This window comes from Acidovorax sp. Leaf73 (assembly GCF_916855635.1).
GTDB classification, from domain to species: domain Bacteria; phylum Pseudomonadota; class Gammaproteobacteria; order Burkholderiales; family Burkholderiaceae_C; genus Acidovorax; species Acidovorax facilis.
In genome coordinates this window covers 90,852-111,009 of sequence record NZ_CAKASI010000003.1, presented here as the reverse complement: position 1 = coordinate 111,009, position 20,158 = coordinate 90,852, and the positions used below count along the sequence as shown (strand labels likewise).

General features: G+C 65.2%; 18 protein-coding genes. 12 read left to right on the top strand and 6 right to left on the bottom strand.

The features are described from left to right. Position 1 precedes the first annotated feature (1 nt). The 10 genes from LPA35_RS10310 to LPA35_RS10265 all read left to right on the top strand — a co-directional run bounded on the left by LPA35_RS10310 (position 2) and on the right by LPA35_RS10265 (position 12,621). Positions 2–922 carry a UPF0280 family protein gene (locus tag LPA35_RS10310; protein WP_255669603.1) on the top strand — a complete coding sequence of 307 codons (921 nt, stop codon included), beginning with the start codon at positions 2–4 and terminating at the stop codon, positions 920–922. 21 nt (positions 923–943) lie between these two features. Further along, entirely contained in the window at positions 944–1,585 is a 642-nt protein-coding gene (locus LPA35_RS10305) for an amino acid synthesis family protein (RefSeq protein WP_228896911.1), read from the top strand. 35 nt (positions 1,586–1,620) lie between these two features. Next, positions 1,621–2,205, top strand: coding sequence for an amino acid synthesis family protein (locus tag LPA35_RS10300; RefSeq protein WP_228896910.1), 585 nt, complete (start codon positions 1,621–1,623; stop codon positions 2,203–2,205). 73 nt (positions 2,206–2,278) lie between these two features. Further along, on the top strand, positions 2,279–3,487 hold the full coding sequence (locus LPA35_RS10295) for an ABC transporter substrate-binding protein (RefSeq protein WP_055398805.1): 1,209 nt from the start codon (positions 2,279–2,281) through the stop codon (positions 3,485–3,487). Positions 3,488–3,602: 115 nt separating this feature from the next. Continuing rightward, positions 3,603–5,510, top strand: a complete 1,908-nt coding sequence (locus LPA35_RS10290) for an ABC transporter permease (protein WP_228896909.1) — start codon at positions 3,603–3,605, stop codon at positions 5,508–5,510. Continuing rightward, a complete protein-coding gene (locus LPA35_RS10285; RefSeq protein ID WP_228896908.1) occupies positions 5,507–6,292 on the top strand; it encodes an ABC transporter ATP-binding protein in 786 nt (261 codons plus the stop codon). Before LPA35_RS10290 ends, LPA35_RS10285 begins: the two co-directional genes overlap by 4 nt. Positions 6,293–6,294: 2 nt before the next feature. Next, a complete protein-coding gene (locus tag LPA35_RS10280) occupies positions 6,295–7,038 on the top strand; it encodes an ABC transporter ATP-binding protein (RefSeq protein ID WP_176889093.1) in 744 nt (247 codons plus the stop codon). Positions 7,039–7,169: 131 nt separating this feature from the next. Then, entirely contained in the window at positions 7,170–8,345 is a 1,176-nt protein-coding gene (locus LPA35_RS10275; protein WP_228896907.1) for an ABC transporter substrate-binding protein, read from the top strand. 17 nt (positions 8,346–8,362) lie between these two features. Then, positions 8,363–8,869, top strand: a complete 507-nt coding sequence (locus LPA35_RS10270) for a (2Fe-2S)-binding protein (RefSeq protein ID WP_228896906.1) — start codon at positions 8,363–8,365, stop codon at positions 8,867–8,869. Further along, positions 8,866–12,621, top strand: coding sequence for a molybdopterin cofactor-binding domain-containing protein (locus tag LPA35_RS10265; RefSeq protein WP_228896905.1), 3,756 nt, complete (start codon positions 8,866–8,868; stop codon positions 12,619–12,621). Before LPA35_RS10270 ends, LPA35_RS10265 begins: the two co-directional genes overlap by 4 nt. 507 nt (positions 12,622–13,128) lie before the next feature. Here the strand turns inward: LPA35_RS10265 and LPA35_RS10260 are convergent. Beyond that, the gene (locus tag LPA35_RS10260; protein ID WP_228896904.1) at positions 13,129–13,671 is read right to left on the bottom strand and encodes an EVE domain-containing protein; all 543 of its coding nucleotides are present in this window, start codon (positions 13,669–13,671) and stop codon (positions 13,129–13,131) included. Positions 13,672–13,773: 102 nt separating this feature from the next. Next, the gene (locus LPA35_RS10255; RefSeq protein WP_228896903.1) at positions 13,774–14,394 is read right to left on the bottom strand and encodes a LysE family translocator; all 621 of its coding nucleotides are present in this window, start codon (positions 14,392–14,394) and stop codon (positions 13,774–13,776) included. 101 nt (positions 14,395–14,495) lie between these two features. On the opposite strand from LPA35_RS10255, the gene LPA35_RS10250 reads away from it, so the two are divergent. After that, positions 14,496–14,945, top strand: a complete 450-nt coding sequence (locus tag LPA35_RS10250; protein WP_015012065.1) for an Lrp/AsnC family transcriptional regulator — start codon at positions 14,496–14,498, stop codon at positions 14,943–14,945. A gap of 8 nt (positions 14,946–14,953) precedes the next feature. On the opposite strand, the gene LPA35_RS10245 is transcribed toward LPA35_RS10250, so the two are convergent. The 3 genes from LPA35_RS10245 to LPA35_RS10235 form a co-directional block, all read right to left on the bottom strand. Next, entirely contained in the window at positions 14,954–15,382 is a 429-nt protein-coding gene (locus tag LPA35_RS10245; RefSeq protein ID WP_228896902.1) for a VOC family protein, read from the bottom strand. Between the two features lie 15 nt (positions 15,383–15,397). After that, positions 15,398–15,775 (bottom strand): VOC family protein, encoded by a 378-nt coding sequence (locus LPA35_RS10240; protein WP_142149357.1) that lies wholly within the window; start codon positions 15,773–15,775, stop codon positions 15,398–15,400. A gap of 93 nt (positions 15,776–15,868) precedes the next feature. Further along, positions 15,869–16,762 (bottom strand): helix-turn-helix domain-containing protein, encoded by an 894-nt coding sequence (locus tag LPA35_RS10235; RefSeq protein ID WP_228896901.1) that lies wholly within the window; start codon positions 16,760–16,762, stop codon positions 15,869–15,871. Positions 16,763–16,865: 103 nt separating this feature from the next. Between LPA35_RS10235 and pobA the strand changes: the two genes are divergently transcribed. Then, positions 16,866–18,038, top strand: a complete 1,173-nt coding sequence (pobA, locus tag LPA35_RS10230; RefSeq protein WP_228896900.1) for a 4-hydroxybenzoate 3-monooxygenase — start codon at positions 16,866–16,868, stop codon at positions 18,036–18,038. A gap of 659 nt (positions 18,039–18,697) precedes the next feature. On the opposite strand, the gene LPA35_RS10225 is transcribed toward pobA, so the two are convergent. Beyond that, complete coding sequence (locus LPA35_RS10225) at positions 18,698–20,158, bottom strand: hypothetical protein (protein ID WP_228896899.1); 1,461 nt, start codon at positions 20,156–20,158, stop codon at positions 18,698–18,700.

Below are 20,158 nucleotides of genomic sequence, written 5' to 3'. Positions count from 1 at the left end.
TGTGAACGCTTGCCGCAAACTCCTGTCCGACGGCCGCTGGCATTTCCAGCACGGGCCGATGGACCTCATCCTGGAGGCCGAAGGGGCGCGCGACGCCGTGGCCCAGGCGCACGAGCGCGCCTGGCAACGTTTTGAAGGGCTGCTGCAGGAGCTGGTGAGTGAACTCCCAGGCCTGCGGGCGCCGGTGGGTGAGCGCTGCGCGTTGCAGGGCGTGGTGACGCGCCGCATGTGGGCCGCCTGCAGTCCCTACCGTGCGAGCTTCATCACGTCGATGGCTGCGGTGGCGGGTGCGGTGGCCCAGGAAATTCTGGCGTGCTACGAACAGCAGGGCATAGACCGCGCCTGGGTCAACAACGGCGGCGACATTGCGTTGCACCTGGCGCCCGGCCAGTCGGTCACGGTGGGGGTGTACGCTGATATCGCCGCACTGAATGCTGCACAGTTGCGCAACGGTCTGGTGCTGGATGGGCAGATCTGCATCGACAGCGCCATGCCGGTGCGCGGTGTGGCCACCAGTGGGTGGCGCGGGCGCAGCCAGTCGCTGGGCATTGCGGACAGCGTCACGGTGCTGGCGCGCACGGCCGCGCAGGCCGATGCGGCAGCGACCATTGTGGCCAATGCGGTCAATGTGCAGGACGCGCGCATTGGTCGCATGCCCGCATGGCTGGTGCGGGACGACAGTGACCTGGGTGCCATTCCTGTCACCGTGGATGTGCCTGACTTGCCCGAAGAGCAGGTTCGCCGGGCTTTGCAGCAGGGGTTGCAAAAAGCGCAAGAATTGCAGTCCAGCGGCCTGCTGTGGTTTGCGCTGCTGGCGTGCCAGGGGCAGTTTCTGGCGACCGCAGCACCGCAAGCCCTGGCCGGTGCTGTGTGGCCCCCACAAGCGGTGATGAAATCGGAAGTTGGTTCAGTATTTGCTTAACGAATTGCACAGGTCTCCAAAATGATCCAGATACGACGCGTTTTCACCCATCTTGAGGAAATCCGGCACGAATTCGGGCCGGTGGCTGAGGTGCCGCTGCTGCGTGGTGCCATCGGCGCGGTGCTGACCAACCCGTTTGCGGGCCGGTACGAACCCGACATCTTGCCCATGATGGATGCCCTGCAGGACGTGGGGCTGGACATGGCCCAGCGCCTGCTCAAGGCCATGGCTGTGCCCGCCGAGCGCATCGAGACTTACGGCAAGGGCGCCATCGTGGGGGCAGCTGGCGAGCTGGAGCACGGCGCGCCGTGGCATGTGCCTGGTGGTTATGCCATGCGCGAGCTGCTGGGCTGGAAGGGTGACCGCAACGCCTACGCCAAAGGTCTGGCCGAAGAGAAGACCGGGCAACCCGCCAATGCACTGTCTATCGTGCCTTCCACCAAGAAGGTGGGTGGCCCGGGCGCGGCGCTGGATGTGCCGCTCACCCACATCAACGCGAGCTACGTGCGCAGCCATTTCGATGCCATCGAAGTGCGGGTGCCCGGCGCACCCACATCGGATGAAATCGTCTTCATCCTGGCCATGTCCACCGGCGCTCGCATCCATGCACGCGTTGGCGGCCTCAAGGCCGCAGACATCAGCCAGTGGAACGGCCTGCGCTGATCCACTGCCAACCCAAGACCCTAGGAGACCCACACATGCCCGCCAAGATCCGGAAGATCATTGTTCAAACCGACGAAGTCCGCGTGGAGATGGGGCGCGACGTACAGCCGCCTGTGCGCAAAGCCCTGGCCATGGCAGTCATCGAGAACCCCTGCGCGGGCCGCTATGTCGAGAACCTCGACGAACTCGTGGCCATCGGTGAAGAGTTGGGCGCACTGCTGGGTGCCCGTTGCGTCGCAGCCCTGGGCATTGAGCCCGGCATGGCACAGAGCTACGGCAAGGCCGCCATCGTGGGCGAGGCGGGCGAGCTGGAACATGCCGCCGCCATCCTGCACCCCAAGCTGGGGGCGCCACTGCGTGTGGCGGTCGAGAAAGGCGCTGCCCTGGTGCCGTCCAGCAAGAAGATCGGCGGCCTGGGCACCGCCATCGACGTGCCCCTGGGCCACAAGGATGCCGCCTATGTGCGCAGCCACTTCGACGCCATGGAGGCCCGCGTGGCCGACGCCCCCCGCGCCAACGAAATCGTGGTCGCTATCGTCGTGACCGACAGCGGCCGTCCGTTGGCGCGCATTGGCGGCCTTCAGGCCTCCGAAATCAAAGGCGAGGATGGACTGCGCTGATCTGAGCGCGCACTACCATCCCGAGCAGTCTCACCAGTTCCCCTTCCCCAACCCACCTTTCAGGAGTTTCCCCATGACGATGCGACGAAACCTCATGCGTGCCACGGCCGCAGCCGCGCTGGCATTCACGCTGGCCCCTGTGGTGCACGCCCAGGATGTCATCAAGATTGGCGAGATCAACAGCTACAAGGCGCAGCCCGCCTTCCTGGAGCCCTACAAGAAAGGCATGGAGCTGGCGGTCGATGAGATCAACGCATCGGGTGGGGTGCTGGGCAAGAAGGTCCAGCTCATCATCCGCGACGACAACGCCAACCCTGGCGACGCCGTGCGCGCTGCCGAAGAACTGGTGTCGCGCGAAAAGGTCGATGTGCTCACGGGCTCGTTCCTCTCGCACATCGGGCTGGCGCTGACCGACTTTGCCAAGCAAAAGAAATTCTTCTTCCTGGCCGGTGAGCCACTGACCGACAAGATCGTCTGGCAAAACGGCAACCGCTATACCTACCGCCTGCGTCCCTCCACCTACATGCAGGTGTCGATGATGGTGCCCGAGGCAGCGGCCCTCAAGAAAAAGCGCTGGGCGCTGGTGTACCCCAACTACGAGTATGGTCAGTCGGCCGTGGCCACGTTCAAGCAGCTGCTCAAGGCGGCCCAGCCCGATGTGGAGTTTGTGGCCGAGCAGGCGCCCCCGTTGGGCAAGGTCGATTCGGGTAGCGTGGTGCAGGCCCTGGCCGACGCCAAGCCGGATGCGATCTTCAACGTGCTGTTCGGTGCCGACCTGTCCAAGTTTGTGCGCGAAGGCAACACGCGTGGCCTGTTCCAGGGCCGTGAAGTGGTCAGCCTGCTGACGGGCGAGCCCGAATACATGGACCCGCTCAAGGACGAAGCGCCGAACGGCTGGATCGTCACCGGCTACCCCTGGTACGGCATCCAGACGCCTGAGCACAAGGCCTTTCAGACTGCCTACCAGGCCAAGTTCAATGACTACCCGCGCCTGGGCTCCATCGTGGGCTACAGCGCCATCAAGTCGCTGGCCGAAGGCATGAAGAAGGCCGGCTCCACCGACACTGAAAAGCTCGTGGCAGCGTTCAAGGGCTTGCAGGTGCCCACGCCGTTTGGCCGCATCACCTACCGCCCCGAGGACAACCAGTCCACGATGGGCGGCTATGTGGGCCGCACCAAGAACGAAGGCGGCAAGGGTGTGATGGTGGACTACCGCTATGTGGATGGCAGCAAAGTCCAGCCCTCGAACGACGAAGTCAAGAAAATGCGCCCCGCCGACTGACGGCCGCGCAAGGCCGGGGAGGGCTCCCTCCCTGCCAACTGCCCCTGATCTCTGAACCATAGCGCAGGCGCCGACCTGCAGGGATGGACCTTGCCGTGACCCCGAAGGATGTGGAATGAGTTTTTCGAGTTTTATCGTTCAGCTGCTCAACGGACTGGCGGGGGCCTCCTCGCTGTTCCTGGTGGGCGCCGGGCTGTCGCTGATCTTCGGTGTCACGCGCATCGTCAACTTTGCGCATGGCTCGTTCTTCATGGTCGGCATCTATGTGGCCTATTCGCTGGTGGCCAAGCTGGGCACCGGCCTGGGCTTCTGGCCCGCGCTGCTGCTGGCGGCGGTGGTGGTGGGGGCGCTGGGCGCTTTGGTGGAGGTGGTGCTGCTGCGCCGCATCTACAAGGCGCCCGAGCTGTTCCAGCTGCTGGCCACGTTTGCGCTGGTGCTGGTCATCAAGGACGCTGCGCTGTGGTTCTGGGGGCCAGAAGAACTGCTGGGCCCGCGCGCGCCGGGGCTGTCGGGCTCGGTCAACATCCTGGGGCGGCAGTTCCCTTCGTATGACCTGTTTCTGATCGTCGTGGGCCCGGTGGTGCTGGGCCTCTTGTGGCTGCTGCTCACCCGCACACGCTGGGGCACTCTGGTGCGCGCTGCAACGCAAGACCGTGAAATGGTCAGCGCCCTGGGCGTGAACCAGGCCTGGCTGTTCACGGCGGTGTTTGCCCTGGGCGCGCTGCTGGCGGGCCTGGGCGGTGCGTTGCAGTTGCCGCGCGAACCCGCCACGCTGGAGATGGACCTCAACACCATCGGCGCAGCGTTTGTGGTGGTCGTGGTGGGGGGCATGGGCTCCATTCCGGGCGCCTATGTCGCGGCCCTGTTGATCGCCGAAATCAAGGCCATCTGCATCTGGCTGGGCGTGGTGGACATCTTCGGTTTCAGCGTGTCGTTCTCCAAGCTCACGCTGGTGGTGGAGTTTCTGGTGATGGCCGTGGTGCTGGTCTGGCGCCCCTGGGGCCTCATGGGCAAGCCGCAGGGCGTGAGCCGCAACACCGGCCTGCCCGAGGCGCCTCTGCGCCAGCCCGAGCGCTGGTTCAAGCTCGGTGGCGCGGCGTTGGTGGTTGCGCTGGTGCTGTTGCCGTTGCTGACGACGGGCTCGCCATACCTCACGGTGCTGATGATCGACCTGCTGATTGCCGCGCTGTTTGCGGCCAGCCTGCACTTCATCATGGGCCCGGCGGGCATGCATTCGTTCGGCCATGCCGCGTACTTTGGCCTGGGCGCCTATGCCGCAGCGCTGCTGGTGCGCTCGGCGGGCATCCCCATGGAGCTGGCGCTGGTGCTGGCGCCGCTGGCGGCGGCGGCGGGCGCGCTGCTCTATGGCTGGTTCTGCGTGCGCCTGTCGGGCGTCTACCTGGCCATGCTGACGCTGGCGTTTGCCCAGATCACCTGGGCCATCTGCTACCAGTGGGACGGCTTCACGGGCGGCAGCAACGGCCTCACGGGCGTATGGCCGGCCGAGTGGCTGTCAGACAAGCGCAACTACTACTACCTCACGCTGGCCCTGGTGGTGGGTGGTGTGCTGCTGTTGCGCCGCGTATTGTTCTCGCCGTTTGGTTATGCGCTGCGGGCAGGGCGGGATTCCGTGCTCCGGGCCGATGCGATCGGCATTGACGTCAAGCGCATGCAGTGGACGGCTTTCGTCATCGCCGGCCTGTTCGCCGGCCTGGGCGGCGCGCTGTTCGCGTTCTCCAAAGGCAGCATCTCGCCCGAGACGCTGCATGTGGGCCGCTCGGTCGATGGCCTCGTCATGGTGCTGCTCGGCGGCATCCAGACGCTGGCGGGCCCTGTAGTGGGCGCCGTCACCTTCACCTGGCTACACGACACCGTGGCGCGCAACACCGACTACTGGCGTGCCATGCTGGGCGCCATCATCCTGATCCTGGTGCTGCTGTTCCCGCAGGGTATTGCGGGGGCCATCAAGCAGATCTTCGACAACAAGCGCGAAGCCAAGAACATGAAGGAGGGCATGGCATGAGCCTGCTCAAAGTCTCTGGCCTGGGCAAGTCCTTTGGCGGCGTGAAGGCGGTGGATGGCATCCACTTCGAGCTGGCTGCCGGCGAGCTGCTGGCGCTGATCGGCCCCAACGGCGCGGGCAAGTCCACCACCTTCAACATGGTCAACGGCCAGCTGCCTGCCGATGCAGGCTCCATCCAGCTCAATGGCCAGGAGCTGGTGGGCCGCAAGCCGCGCGACATCTGGCGCATGGGTGTGGGCCGCACTTTTCAGATCGCTGAAACCTTTGCATCGCTCACGGTGGTGGAGAACGTGCAGATGGCACTGATCTCCAACGACAACCGCCTGTTTGCAATGTGGCGCAAGGCGGCAGACCACAAGCGCGACGAGGCCCTGGCGCTGCTGGGCCAGGTGGGTATGAAGTCGCAGGCCGACCGCCCCTGCAGCGTGCTGGCCTATGGCGATGTGAAGCGCGTGGAGCTGGCCATCGCGATGGCCAACAGCCCCAAGCTGCTGCTCATGGACGAGCCCACCGCCGGCATGGCGCCCAAGGAGCGCAACGAACTCATGGCGCTTACCAAGCAACTGGTGATCGACCGCAACATGGCCGTGCTCTTCACCGAGCACAGCATGGACGTGGTGTTTGCCTATGCCGACCGCATGATCGTGCTGGCGCGCGGGCGCCTCATTGCCGAGGGCAAGCCGCTGGAGCTGCGTGACCACCCCAAGGTGCAGGAGGTGTACTTCGGCACCGGCAAGACCTTCGAGAAGAAAACGGCAGCCGCTGCTGCAGAGGCCGCATGAGCATGACGACCAACGAACCCAAAGAGCTGCTGCTGCAGGCCAAAGGGCTGCAGGCCTGGTATGGCGCGGCGCAAATCCTGTATGACGTGGACCTGGACGTGCGCCGGGGCGAAGTCGTGGCCCTGATGGGCCGCAACGGCGCCGGCAAATCCACCACGCTCAAGACGCTGATGGGCATGCTGGCCAAACGCAAGGGCCAGATCCAGTTCATGGGCAAGGACATCTCCAAAAGCGACCCGCACGACGCCGCGCGCCTGGGCCTGGGCTTTGTGCCCGAAGACCGCCGCGTGTTCACCGACCTCACGGTTATGGAGAACCTGGAGGTAGGACGCCAGCCCGCCCGCACCTGGCCCGACGGCACCGCCGCCCCGGTGTGGACGCCCGAGCGCCTGTTCAAGCTCTTCCCCAACCTGGGCGAAATGCCCCAGCGCCCCGGCGGCCGCATGAGTGGTGGCGAGCAGCAGATGCTCACCGTGGCGCGCACGCTCATGGGCAACCCCTATCTGGTGCTGCTGGATGAGCCCTCCGAAGGCGTGGCCCCCGTGATCGTGGAGCAGATGGCGCACATGATCCTGGAGCTGAAGGAGCAGGGCGTGAGCATTCTGCTGTCCGAGCAGAACATGCACTTTGCCGAGCTGGTGTCCGACCGCGCCTACGTGCTCGAAAAGGGCCAGATCCGCTACCAGGCCAGCATGGAAGAGCTGGCCGCCAACGAAGAGGTGCGGCGCGCTTACCTGAGCGTGTGATGCACCTGCGCAGCCGTGCGATGTGGTGCGCTGCACACGGGTGCTGTTGGTTACAAAAAACACCTCTTCAAACACTTGCGCGATGCGAGCACAAGCCCCGAAACTGGCGCCTTTGATGTAAGGAGCACTACATGAAGTGTCGAGGAGTGGAGGATGGATGCATCGACCGCCGGACTGCCATGGCGGGGCTGGCGGCAATAGCGGGATGGGCCTGGGCGGGGCCGGCCGCTGCCGAGACCGGAGTGACGGACACCCGCATCAAGGTGGGGCAGTCGGCCGTGTTCACCGGCCCTGCCAAGGATTTTGGGGTGGACTACAAGGCGGGCATTGCGCTCTACTTCGACAAGGTCAACAAGACCGGTGGAGTGTTGGGGCGCACGCTGGAGCTTGTCTCCCATGACGACGCCTACGACCCCAAGAAGACCGCAGAAAACACCACGCGCCTCATCGACGAAGACAAGGTGTTTGCTCTCATCGGCTATGTCGCCACGGGCAACCTGATTGCTGCCATGCCCATTGCCGAGAAGGCCGGTGTGCCCATGTTTGCGCCGCTGGTCGGCACCACGTCTTTTCGCACCAACCACAGCCGCTACCTGTTCCACGTGCGCGCCAGCTACGAGGCCGAACTTCGCAAGATCGTGGGGCACCTGGCCACGCTGGGCATCCACAACATTGCGGTCATCTACCAGAACAGCGCATTTGGCAAATCCAACCTCGACACCTGCCTACAGATTGCGCAGGGGCTCAAGGTCAAGGTGGTGGAGTCCGTGCCCATGGAGATCGCAGCCACCGACGCCAAGGCCCAGGTGGCCTCGCTCACCAAGGCGCAGCCTGGTGCGGTGGTGATGATCATGGCGGGCAAGATGGTGGAGGTGTTCCTGCGCGACTACCGTGCCGGGGGCGGCGCCTCGCCGCTGTACACGATATCGGTGGGAATCACCGATGCGCCGGGTTCCGCGCAACGCCTGAACGGCGGCATCGAAGGGCTGGTCACGGCCAGCATCGTGCCCTCGCCGCAGGCCAGCCGCCTGCCCATCGTGGCCGACTACCGCAAGGACCGTGCGGATGCAGGCGAGAAGATCGACAGCTACACCATGCTGGAGGGCTATATCGCTGCGCGTGTGTTTGTGGAGGGCCTCAAGCGCGCAGGCAAAGCGCTCACGCGTGAAGGCTTCATCAAGGCCATGGAAGACATGGGCACCACCAAGATCGGCGACTTTCCGCTGGTGTACGGCCCGGGCAACCACAATGGCTCCAACTTTGTGGACCTGGAGATGTACACGCGCAGCGGGTCGCTGCGACGCTGAGAACAATCCACTGAGACATGCACGCGCCCGCTTCACCCTCCCCGGTCGTCGTTAATGGCCAGCAGTTTGCCCTGCCGCAGAGCACCTTGGCCAGCGCCACGTTGCTGCACGTGCTGCGCAACGACCTGTCGCTCAACGGCCCCAAATACGGCTGTGGCCTGGGGCAGTGCGGGGCGTGCACGGTGCTGGTGGACGGCATTGCCGCGCGGGCCTGCGTGATCCCGGCGCAGGGCGTGGCGGGCCGCGAGGTGACCACGCTGGAAGGGCTGCCCGGGCGCTGCAGCCGCACCGCAGGACTTCACCCGGTGCAGCAGGCCTTTGTGGATGAACAGGCCGCGCAATGCGGCTATTGCCTCAACGGAATGGTGATGATGGCCGTGGCCTTGCTGGAGCGCAATCCTGACCCCGACGAAGCGGCCGTGCGCCGCGAGCTGTCGGGCAACCTGTGCCGCTGCGGCACACATGTCGAGATCATCCGCGCCGTACTGCGCGCGGCCCAGTTGATGCGCGAGGCCCAGGCATGAACACGCCTCCACCCCTGCGCGCCCACAGCCCGCTCACCCGCGCCGACTTCCATGCCGCCCAGGGCGTGCTGCTGGTGGTGCGCAACCCGCCGCCCGCACCACCGCCCGTCAAGGGCCAGCCCGCCCTGGTGGCGGGCAACCCGGCCGAGGGCGTGGAGATACTGGTCGCCGTGTGGGACGACGGCAGCGTGACCGCACTCAACGGCCATGTGGACCTGGGCACCGGCATCCGCACCGCACTCGCGCAGATCGTGGCCGAAGAGCTGGATGTGCCTTTGGCCCAGGTGAACATGGTGCTGGGCGACACCACCCGCGCGCCCAACCAGGGCGCCACCATCGCGAGCGCATCCATCCAGATCCACGCCAAGCCCCTGCGCATCGCCGCTGCGCAGGCGCGCCACTGGCTGGTAGCGCAGGCCGCAGAGCGGCTGGGCGTGCCAGTGGATCAATTGCAGGTGCGTGCGGGGATCGTGCAGGTCACTGCAGACCCATCGCGCCAAGTGGCCTACGGCGCGCTGCTGGCGGGCGCGCACACCACGCTGGATCTGGTGGACGCCACGCCCACCAAGGCCGCCGCCGATTACACCGTGGTCGGCCAGTCCGTGCCACGCGTGGACATCCCCGCCAAGGTCAGTGGCGAGCTGGTGTTTGTGCACGACATGCGCGTGCCCGGCATGCTGCACGGCCGCGTGGTGCGCCCGCCGTATGCGGGGGCCGACCATGGCGACTTCATCGGTAACACGCTCGAATCGGTAGACCAGCAGTCCATCGCCCACATCCCCGGCATCCGCGCCGTGGTGGTGGTCCGCGACTTTGTGGGCATCGTCGCCGAGCGCGAGGAGCAGGCCGAGCAGGCGCTGCGCGATTTGAAAGTGCACTGGAAAGACTGGCCCGGCTTTCCGCGCCAGGACAGCGCCGAGGCGCTGGAGCAGGCCATCCGCGCCAACCCCGCCACGCAGCGCCGCCTGGTGGACGAAGGCGATGTGGATGGCGCCCTGGCCGCGCTGTCTGCCAACGGCCAGCCCATGCCACGCACCTATGTGTGGCCGTACCAGATGCACGGCTCCATCGGCCCGTCCTGCGCGGTGGCCGAATGGCGCAGTGATGACAGCACGGGCCGCCCGCGCATGACGGTGTGGGCAGGCACGCAAAACCCCCATGTGCTGCGTGCCGACCTGGCCCGCCTGATGGGGCTCGCCGATGTGGACATCGACCTCATCCGCATGGAGGCCGCAGGCTGCTACGGCCGCAACGGTGCCGACGACGTGGCCGCCGATGCCGCGCTGCTCTCGCGCGCCGTGGGCACCCCGGTGCGCGTGCAGCTCACACGCGAGCAGGAGCATTTGTGGGAGCCCAAGGGCACGGCGCAGCTCATGCAGGTGCGCGGCGGGCTCAAGGCCGATGGCACCGTGGCGGCGTACGACTTCGAAACGTCCTACCCCTCCAACGGCGCGCCCACGCTGGCCCTGCTGCTCACCCGCACCATCGAGCCCGTGGCCCAGGCCTACGAGATGGGCGACCGCACCGCGCGCCCGCCCTACCAGTACGACAACCTGCGCGTGGCCGTCAACGACATGCCGCCCATCGTGCGCGCGTCGTGGCTGCGGGGCGTGTCGGCGCTGCCCAACTCGTTTGCGCACGAGTCGTATGTGGACGAACTGGCCACGGCGGCGGGTGTGGACCCGGTGCAGTTTCGCTTGCAGTTGCTGAACGACCCGCGCGCTGCCGAGCTGGTGCAGGCCACGGCCGAAAAGGCGGGCTGGATTCGCCGCACCGGCCCGCAGCAGCGCCCCTTGGAGGGTGACAACAAAGGTGAGTGGGTCCAAGGCCAGGGCTTTGCCTATGCCCGCTACATCCACAGCAAATGGCCCGGCTTTGGCGCCGCCTGGGCTGCCTGGGTGGCCGATGTAGAGGTCAACAAAAAGACCGGCGAGGTGCATGTGCGCCGCGTGGTCGTGGGGCACGACGCGGGCCTGATGGTGAACCCCGCTGGTGTGGAGCAGCAGGTGCATGGCAACGTGCTGCAGACCACCAGCCGCGCGCTCAAGGAGCTGGTGACCTTCGAGCCCGTCAAGCAGGCTGTGGACAACCGCGAATGGGGCAGCTACCCCATCCTGAGCTTTCGCGAGGTGCCGGTCATCGAGGTCATGCACATGCCCCGGCGGGACGAGGCGCCGCTGGGCTCCGGCGAGTCGTCGTCAGTGCCGGGCACGGCGGCCATTGCCAATGCAATCTTTGATGCGACCGGCGTGCGCTTCCGTGCGCCGCCGTTCACACCCGAGGTGGTGCGCGCCGGGCTCAACCCCTTGCCCGGCGGCGCAGGCGAGGCGGCTGCAGGCAGCACCGCACCCACAGAGCAGGCCGAGGTTTTGCCCACGCTGGAGCTGCCCGCACCCACCGTGCCCGCCAGCGCCACATGGCCCACACAGCGCAGCCCCTGGGCCCGCGCGCTCGCTCTCGTCGCCGGTGGCATCGCCATGGGCGCAGCGCTGCTGGGCTGGCGCCCCTCCATCGCACCCGTGGTGCAGACGGCGGGCGCGTCGGTTTACAACGCCGCCACCATCGAGCGCGGCCGCCTGCTGGCTGCTGCGGGCGACTGCGTGGTGTGCCACACCGCCCCCGGTGGCATGCCGAACACGGGGGGCCGCGCCATGGACACCCCGTTCGGCAAGGTCTACACCACCAACCTCACGCCCGACGCCGAGACCGGCATCGGCCAGTGGTCCTTCAGCGCCTTCCAGCGCGCCATGCGCGAAGGCATCTCGCGCGACGGCAAACACCTGTACCCCGCGTTCCCCTACACGTCGTTCGCCAAGATGAGCGACGACGACCTGACCGCGCTGTATGCCTATCTGATGGCGCAGCCCGCCGTGCGGGCCGAGGTGCCCAAGACCGAGTTGGCCTTCCCGTTCAGCGTGCGCCCCCTCATGGCGGGCTGGAACGCGCTGTTCCACGACGCCACACCGTTCAAGCCGGACCCAAACCGACCGCCCGAATGGAACCGGGGCGCCTACCTGGTGCAGGGCGTGGGCCACTGCGGCGCCTGCCACACCCCGCGCAATGCGCTGGGGGCCGAGTTGGGCGGGGCTGCATTCCTCTCGGGCGCCATGGTTGATGGTTGGGAGGCGCCTGCGCTCACCGGCCTGTCGAAGGCCCCCGTGCCCTGGACGGCCGATGCGCTGTATGGCTACCTGCGCCACGGCCACAGCCCGCAGCACGGCAGCGCCTCCGGCCCCATGGCACCCGTGGTGCGCGAGCTGGCGCACTTGCCCGACGACGACATCCGCGCCATGGCGGGCTACCTGGCCTCGTTCACCGCGATGGAAGCGGCTACCCAGCCAGCCACACAGCCTGTGCCTGACCCGCAGCAGCGCGCCCAAACCGCCGTGGCCCAGGCGGCCGCGCTGGCCCCGCAACCCGGCCAGGCCCAGCGTTTGTTCGACGGTGCCTGCGCCGCCTGCCACCACGACGGCGACGGCCCGCGCCTGCTGGGCGTGAACGTGCCCCTGGCGCTCAACAGCAACCTGCACAGCGACCGGCCCGACAACCTGCTGCAGGTCATCGTGCACGGCATCCGCGAGCCCGCCGCGCGCGACATCGGCTTCATGCCCGGCTTCGGCCACGCGCTCAGCGACGCGCAGATCACCGAGCTGGCGGGCTACATGCGCCAGCGCTACGCCCCCGGACGCCCGGCGTGGCGCGATGTGCCCGAGGCGCTGGCGCGCGTGCGGGCAGGGCCTGCGCATCCTTGATTTTTAGTGTTTTTGGCTGCTAGCGCTTGATGAATAAGCGCTGATAGCTATAAAAACAGGAGTGATTGAAGCTGAAGGCAGCCTGGCACTGCCGCGCCTGTGGGCCATCGATGGCCCCGTGGGACATAAACAGCGCCGCCATTTCCCCTCACATCACCGCATTGCCCCCGTGCCACGTTGGCACAGTGGCATGGGGCCTGGTCCATGGTGGGGCAGGCCAGGGTGCTGGTGGGTCTGCGGGCCTGCAACATGCACCGTGATCCCTCGGCCCGCCTGCTCGGTGGCCGAAGAAGACTTCCTCCAAGGAGAACACCATGCCCAATGCCGAAATGGAAATCCACGTGATCGTGCTGCGCATGATGCGCGAAGGCTATGCCGCACTGAGCGCGGCCCAACGAAGGGTTGTGGATGCGTTGATGGCCGTGTGTTGAGGGCTGCGTCGGCAGCTGCCAGCCCCACGTCGCACCTTCTGGAGGGCGGTCAGTGTTTGCGTCCGTTGGCGTGCCGCTATGCCCAATGCAGCAAGGCAGCATCTGCCTCCATCGCTTGTGCAATGAGGCGCATGTCGCGGTCGCTCACGGCAAACAACCCAAAGCGGAACTTGCTGCCCCAGCGCTGGCGGTCGTCCACAAACTCCAGCGCGTCCAGCAGCGGCGCAATCGCGGCCTCACGTGCAGGCACATAGGCCACGTCCCGCCGCGACGGCACAAACCCGCCGCCCAGGTCAAACGCATACGGCGTGCCCGGCAACACGATGCCAATCGAGACAAACGCTTGCAGCCGGTCCTTGCCACCCATCGTGATGGTGGGCGCGTAGTACGCCACGCGGTCGCCGGGCCGTATGCGCTGCAGCGGCGCCACCTTGCCATGGCACACCTGCATGTAGCCCACGCCAGGCGTGGCGCAGCCCCGGCGGGCGTGCTGGGCGCAGGCCACGGCGATCCAGTTGCGGCGCGTGGCGGCCGCAGAGGTTGCTGCCGACACAGGCATGTCCCTGCGCGCAGGCTCGGCATCCGGCCAAAGGGGGTGTTGCAGCACGGCGTCGGTCATGAGAAAAGCTCCGGGTCATAGAAGCCACCGATGGTGCGGGCGTGCTGCTGACACCGCAGTGTCAGTACCTTTGCAGCATCTCAGTCAGCAGCGCAGAGGTACTTAGATCAGCTGCCCCCACTGCCACAACGCAAACCCGCCCAGCAGCAGGGCGGATGCCCGGTTGATGCGCTGGCGCCACGCCGGCGTAAAGCGCTGCCGTTGGTAGGCGATCGCGCCGGTCAGCAGCAGCCACCAAGCGGCAGAGCCCACCAGCACGCCCGCCACCATCCACAGTGGCGACGGCAGGCTGGGGCGGCCGCCACCCAGCGAGCCAAACACCGCAATGAACGACACGATGGTGGCCGGGTTGGCCAGCGTCAGCGCAAACGTGCCGGCCGCCAGGCCCAGCAGGCCCCGTGCATCGCGCGCCGGGGCGGCGGTGTGGGCCACGGGCGCGTGCCAGGTGCGCCAGGCCAGCACCAGCAGCAGTGCGCCGCCCCCCAGCGCCAGCGGCGTCTTGGCCTGCGTCAGCCCATCGATGAACCAGCGCACGCTGAAGGCGCCCACGGCGCCATACACCGCATCGGCCGCAGCGGCGCCCAGGCCGGTGGCCAACCCGGCTGCCAGGCCCCGCTCCAGGGTGCGTTGCATGGTCAACAGGCCAATGGGACCCACGGGGGCCGCGATGAGCACGCCGATGACGGCGGCTTGCAGAAACACGGTGATTGAGGTCAAGTCCATGCACCGATGCTAGGGCGATGGCTGGCGGTGGAGAATGCAGAAAATTCGGCGAATCCAGAATTGGGTTTCGTTTTTTTCTGTGCCAACCGATAAAGGCTTTTATGGAAGTGGATGACAAAGCCTGGCGCCTTATCAGCGCGCTGCAGGCCGATGGCCGCGCCTCGCTCAAGGAACTGGCCGAGGCCGTGGGCCTGTCGGTGCCCGCCACGCTCGAGCGCCTGCGCCGCCTGCAAGAGGCGGGCGTGGTGCGCGGCGTGCATGCCGACATCGACCCCGCCAAGGTCGGCTACGGCGTGCGCGCCGTGGTGGGCATCAACGTGCCGCAGCCCGGCAAGAAGGCGCTGATCGACAAGCTGCGTCAGTCGCCCCAGGTGCTCGAATGCCACCATGTCAGCGGCAACGACTCGTACGTGATGCAGGTCGTGGCGCGCGACCTGCCTGACCTGGAGCGCTTTCTGGGCGACATCAATGGCTATGGCGAAACACGCACGTCCATCGTGTTCTCCACGCCCATCCCGCTGCGTGGCCTGGCCCGCCCGGAGGCGGGCTGACCCACAACTCAGAACGTGATCTTCACCGACGCCGCACTGCGTTGCGCGTCGCCATGGAACACCGCCTCGATGTTGTTGCCATCCGGGTCCAGCACAAAGGCGGCGTAGTAGCCGGGGTGGTAGGGGCGTTCGCCCGGTGCGCCGTTGTCGGTGCCGCCGTGGGCCAGCGCGGCTTGGTAGAAGGCATCCACCATCGCCCGGTCCTGCGCCTGGAAGGCCAGGTGCGTGCGGCCGGTCAGGTGGCCTTGCGCGGCAGGGCTGTCGGCTGACGACACAAACAGTTCGTCCGCCCAGAAATAGCCCTCGTCCGCGCCACCCATCGGCACCTTCAGCGCCCCCAGCGCGGCTGTGTAAAACGCCTGGCTGGCCGCCAGATCGCACACAACGAGCTGGATGTGGTCAATCAGCCGGCCCCGGTGCAGTTCCTGTGTTTCCATGCGGTTGTCCCTTCTTCAAGAAAGTGCGTGCAAACCCACGCGGTTGCCATCCAGGTCATGGATGTGCGCAAAGAACCCCATGCCCGGTGGCAATGCTTGGCGGGGCAGGGCGACCTGGCCGCCCTGGGCTACGGCGCGCTCCAGTGCGGCGTCGAGCGAGGGCGATGCGTCCAGGTACACCAGTGTGCCGCTGCCCGATACCTGCGGTGCCGTCGGGCCCATCATCAACGCGCCGCCCACGCCGTCTGCTGCGCCGTCGTAGGGAAACACAGCACCTTCGCTGGGCCCCATGTTCTCGCGGCGCAGGGGCTGGCCCAGCACGGCTTCATAAAAAGTCTGGGCGCGGTCGAGTTGGGTGGTGGGGATTTCAAACCAGGTGATGGCGTTTTTCATGCAAAGGCTCCTTGTGTGTGCAAAGTCAAAAAAGAAGCCTTGATGGTCGCGGCGGCCTGCTGACAGCGCAGTGTCAGCAGCGTGTCACCGGGCTCACGTGATGCGGCCCGGGCTCGATGCTGCCACCTGTGCGCGAAAGCTGCGCGGCGACAAGCCTGCATCGCGCGTGAAGGCGCGGGTGAAGTACGCCGGGTCGGCATAGCCCAGCGTGTAGGCAATTGTGGCCACGCCCAGGTGAGTGTAGGCCAGGTTGCGCCGCGCCTCGCGCATCAGGCGCGCCTCAATCAGCCGCTGGGCGGACGCGCCGGTGGTGGCCCGCGCCACGCGGCTGAGGTGTGTGGGCGACACGGCCAGCGCGCGCGCGTAGTCCGCCACCTGCCAGTGCTCCAGAAAATGCGCCTCAATCAGCGCCTCCAGCCGCTGCACCAGGCTGGACTCTGGTGCAGCGGTGTCGTCGGGACTGTGGTCTTCAATGGCCCGCGCCACCCAGCCCAGCAGCGTGGCGCTCAGGCCCCGCAGCACCAGCGCACGCGCCTTGGCGCGGCCCGAGAACTCCTGCCAGATCTGCCCCATGGCCTGGCTGATGGGTGGGCTGGCGGTGACCACCGCGGGCCGCGCCAGATCGCGACGCACATCGCCCACGCGCACAAAAATCTCGTCCATCAATTCATCGGCCAGCGTGGCCACCCAGCCCTGCGTGTGCTGCGTGAACCGAAACGCGTGCACATGGCCCGGCGGCACGTTGATGAGCGCACCGGCGGCCAGCGCGTGCTGCTCTCCATCCAGATGCGCCACGCCGCCTCCCGATTCGATCAGCAACACCTGGTGCAGCCGCGTGTGCCGGTGCGGGGCCAGCTCCCAGTCGTGCAGCACCGATCGCGCGGCAATCGTCTCGCAGTGCAGCACGTCGGGCAGGTGCTGCGACTCGCCGAACAGGCTGTACGACTGAATGCTGCTGTGGTTCTCGGCCATGTTCGAAAAGTGCATGTTCTGGCTCCATCCGTCCATTCAACGCGGCGACTGTGCCACGTATCTTTGGGTGGTCCGTTTGACCCATGTCATGAACGCACCAACCACACCAGGAGACACCATGAAAACCCAGGTTTGCATCATCGGCGGAGGCCCCTCGGGCCTCATGCTCTCGCAGCTCTTGCACCTCAAGGGCATCGACACCATCGTGCTGGAGCGCCAAAGCCGCGAATACGTGCTCGGCCGCATCCGCGCCGGCGTGCTGGAGCACGGTTTTGCCGCACTGATGCGCGAGGCCCAGTGCGGCGAGCGCATGGACAAGGAAGGCGAGATCCACGACGGCTTCATCATCGCCCACGACGGCAAGATGGACCGGGTCGATTTGCACAAGTACAGCGGCGGCAGCTCGGTGGTCGTCTACGGCCAGACCGAGCTGACGCGCGACCTGTACGAAGCGCGCGACCGCATGAAGGGCATCGTCATCCACAACGCCGAAGACGTGCAGCCGCACGACCTCAAAAGCGCCAACCCGTACGTCACCTACCGCAATGGCGACGAGGTGGTGCGCATCGATTGCGACTTCGTCATCGGCGCCGACGGCTTCCACGGCGTGAGCCGCAAGTCCATCCCGCGCGATGTGCTCAAGGAGTATGAAAAGGTCTACCCCTTCGGCTGGCTGGGCGTGCTCTCGCGCACCAAGCCCGTCTCGCCCGAGCTGATCTACGCCAAGCACGAACGCGGCTTTGCGCTGTGCTCGCTGCGCTCGCAGGTGCTGAGCCGCTACTACATCCAGGTGCCGCTGACCGACACCGTGGAAGACTGGTCCGACGAAGCTTTCTGGGCCGAGCTCAAGCGCCGCCTGCCCGCCGAAGTGGCCGCCAAGCTCATCACCGGCGCCTCCATCGAAAAGTCCATCGCGCCCCTGCGCTCCTTCGTGGCCGAGCCCATGCGCTACGGCAACCTGTTCCTGGCGGGCGACGCCGCCCACATCGTGCCGCCCACCGGTGCGCGGGGCCTGAACAGCGCGGCGTCTGACATCTACTACCTGTACCACGCCATGGTGGCGCACTACCAAAATGGCGACAGCACCGGCCTCGACAAATACTCCGAGAAGGCCCTGGCCCGCGTATGGAAGGCCCAGCGCTTCTCGTGGTGGATGACGACCATGCTGCACACCTTCCCCGAGTCGCTGGCCTACGACCAGAAGCTGCAGGACACGGATCTGGCATACCTGTTCTCTTCGGAGAAGGCGCTGGGGTCGCTGGCGGAGAACTATGTGGGGTTGCCGTTCTGAGCATCCGGCATTCGTACTGCCACCCAATCAAAGGCTTGCATGGGGTTCTCTCATGCAGGCCTTTTTTTGCGCCCAGATCGGCATTCGGTGCAGGCAGTCGCGTTGGGCAGCGGCCTCCATCTGCTACGCAAAATTTAGGCGGAACTGATGCTTACGCCCGCACAGCAGGCCCGATAGCATCGCACCAAGTTTTCAGATCATTTGCCCAGTGCTGTCGATGTGCGATTCGACGATGGCTTGAACACGATGAAGCTGCCGAAGCAGCGTATTGAGGCAGTGCACTTCACACTCGACAGTGCCGATCAACAGCCAGGAAAATCTCCAAGATGGATTGGGTCCCGATAGTCTTTATTGTGTTCAAGGTGGCCGTGTTCGGCACCGGCATGTTCTTTGCCATCAAGTGGCATTACGACCAAGGGAAGAAGGCGAAAGAAGAGGCTAGCAAGCGTTAAAGCGTGACTGAACGGGCGCAGGAGTCGTCGGAGTAGAAACTGATTTCGGCGTGGAATTGGGCGGCATCGGCACATCAACGCGCAAATTGCCTAGACGCTGGGCTTCGTCAGTATGCGTTCGGAGGCGGGACTAGGCTACGAACGCCTGGGAGCTTGTTTGCTGTGTTGGCTCTTGCTTTTGCTTGGTTCGGTGAAAGGACGATGCAGTCACATATAGAAGCTGTATTTCGGCTGCACTAATCCATCCGACGCGACATATTTGAGAACCTTGCCGACCTGACGTGCAACCCGCATAGTGATCGGCTCACCACCGTCAAACTGCGTGTTGTTCCAGTTCAGTTTCGTCAGCGCCAAAATCTCCTCCGCAAGGTTGCGAGGGCTTTCGTCGCCTTGCGCGATCTTGAATCGAAGCGTGCGTGGAACATACATACCCGGGAATGTGGAGTAGTAGGGGACGCTTCCTTTTGTGTAGAGCACGTGATTGCGATCATCGAGACTCAGCAGCGTCCCTCGCAGCGGTGGATAGCTTCCTTCCCGAAACAGTCGAGTGAAGCTCTTTTCGACTACAAGAAAATCAGCCGTGTCGAGCCGCTGGTCTTCGACTGCTTGATTGAATCCTAATAACTCCTCCGCGCTGTAGTTAGAGCTTTTGTGCAAAACCAAACGTGCAGGCGAGTGCTTGTGCTCCCGTCGATACTCTGTGAGAGCGTGAGCGATCAAGGTGAATGCATCCTCACTAGATAAATGCGGAATCGGATCGTCCTTCTTCAAAGCTACCGGCTTGCCACGTACGATGACACCTTCCCCTCGTTCGTCATAGACCTGAGCCATGCTGGTCATGAGGTTAACTTTGTCCAAAGAACGATAGAAGTTGATGCCGACGAAGCATGTCTTCAGGTCATTCGAGTTGCGCACGATCCGCCAAGGCCGATAGTTGGCCTTGTAATACAAGGCGATATGCAGGTTCCATGCGCGAGTTGCTTCGTCTTGCAGTTTTCGTTTTCCTTCGAGCTTGTCTGCTATCGCTTTCGCGTTGGGGTCATAGGTGGTTGGCAGAACGATTTGGATTGGTTGACCAAACTTCATAGCGGCCGCCTTCAACATATGGTGAAGATCAAGGTCGGACCCATATGCCAGCTCTTCTCTTTCACCTTGATGCACCTCTTTGGCCTCGGCATTCTCACCATCGTCTTCGTCGTCATCCAGCCCAACGAGCTCATAAGGCAGCGCGACCAGTACGACAGCAGGTCGAATTTCTTCCGACAACGCTCTGACTTCATTGGACAGGAGCTCCACACCGCGAATCAACGCACCGTAGTGCGAGTGATTGGATATTTCGCGTAGTTCTCGAGGCGGAATGACGCGACACGATGCTTCGTCAATCTCGAAGGAAGCTTGAAATGGCGAGTGATCTCCGAAGCCGGGAAAGTCTGGAAAAAGGTTGGGTTGTCGACTTTTCTTCGCATCAACACCAGTTGCACATCGCTCAAGCCAGCGGCGAAGGCCATCTATGGTTTGCTGAGTACCAACGATTCCTATCCGAATTCGACGCACGTCATCGTCCACAGTATCAAGTGGACCGTACATCTTTAGGCCTTGCCGAATGTCCACGTGACGGCCGCGTCGACCAAACTCGAGTTCTGGCTCTTCAAGAAAATCTAATTTCAT

Excerpts from the sequence above, each read along its gene's own strand:
- LPA35_RS10305 (WP_228896911.1), top strand. The coding sequence starts at position 944 with ATGATCCAGATACGACGCGTTTTCACCCATCTTGAGGAAATCCGGCAC.
- LPA35_RS10300 (WP_228896910.1), top strand. The coding sequence starts at position 1,621 with ATGCCCGCCAAGATCCGGAAGATCATTGTTCAAACCGACGAAGTCCGC.
- LPA35_RS10295 (WP_055398805.1), top strand. The coding sequence starts at position 2,279 with ATGACGATGCGACGAAACCTCATGCGTGCCACGGCCGCAGCCGCGCTG.
- LPA35_RS10290 (WP_228896909.1), top strand. The coding sequence starts at position 3,603 with ATGAGTTTTTCGAGTTTTATCGTTCAGCTGCTCAACGGACTGGCGGGG.
- LPA35_RS10285 (WP_228896908.1), top strand. The coding sequence starts at position 5,507 with ATGAGCCTGCTCAAAGTCTCTGGCCTGGGCAAGTCCTTTGGCGGCGTG.
- LPA35_RS10280 (WP_176889093.1), top strand. The coding sequence starts at position 6,295 with ATGACGACCAACGAACCCAAAGAGCTGCTGCTGCAGGCCAAAGGGCTG.
- LPA35_RS10275 (WP_228896907.1), top strand. The coding sequence starts at position 7,170 with ATGAAGTGTCGAGGAGTGGAGGATGGATGCATCGACCGCCGGACTGCC.
- LPA35_RS10270 (WP_228896906.1), top strand. The coding sequence starts at position 8,363 with ATGCACGCGCCCGCTTCACCCTCCCCGGTCGTCGTTAATGGCCAGCAG.
- LPA35_RS10265 (WP_228896905.1), top strand. The coding sequence starts at position 8,866 with ATGAACACGCCTCCACCCCTGCGCGCCCACAGCCCGCTCACCCGCGCC.
- LPA35_RS10260 (WP_228896904.1), bottom strand. The coding sequence starts at position 13,671 with ATGACCGACGCCGTGCTGCAACACCCCCTTTGGCCGGATGCCGAGCCT.
- LPA35_RS10255 (WP_228896903.1), bottom strand. The coding sequence starts at position 14,394 with ATGGACTTGACCTCAATCACCGTGTTTCTGCAAGCCGCCGTCATCGGC.
- LPA35_RS10250 (WP_015012065.1), top strand. The coding sequence starts at position 14,496 with ATGGAAGTGGATGACAAAGCCTGGCGCCTTATCAGCGCGCTGCAGGCC.
- LPA35_RS10245 (WP_228896902.1), bottom strand. The coding sequence starts at position 15,382 with ATGGAAACACAGGAACTGCACCGGGGCCGGCTGATTGACCACATCCAG.
- LPA35_RS10240 (WP_142149357.1), bottom strand. The coding sequence starts at position 15,775 with ATGAAAAACGCCATCACCTGGTTTGAAATCCCCACCACCCAACTCGAC.
- LPA35_RS10235 (WP_228896901.1), bottom strand. The coding sequence starts at position 16,762 with ATGCACTTTTCGAACATGGCCGAGAACCACAGCAGCATTCAGTCGTAC.
- pobA (WP_228896900.1), top strand. The coding sequence starts at position 16,866 with ATGAAAACCCAGGTTTGCATCATCGGCGGAGGCCCCTCGGGCCTCATG.
- LPA35_RS10225 (WP_228896899.1), bottom strand. The coding sequence starts at position 20,158 with ATGAAATTAGATTTTCTTGAAGAGCCAGAACTCGAGTTTGGTCGACGC.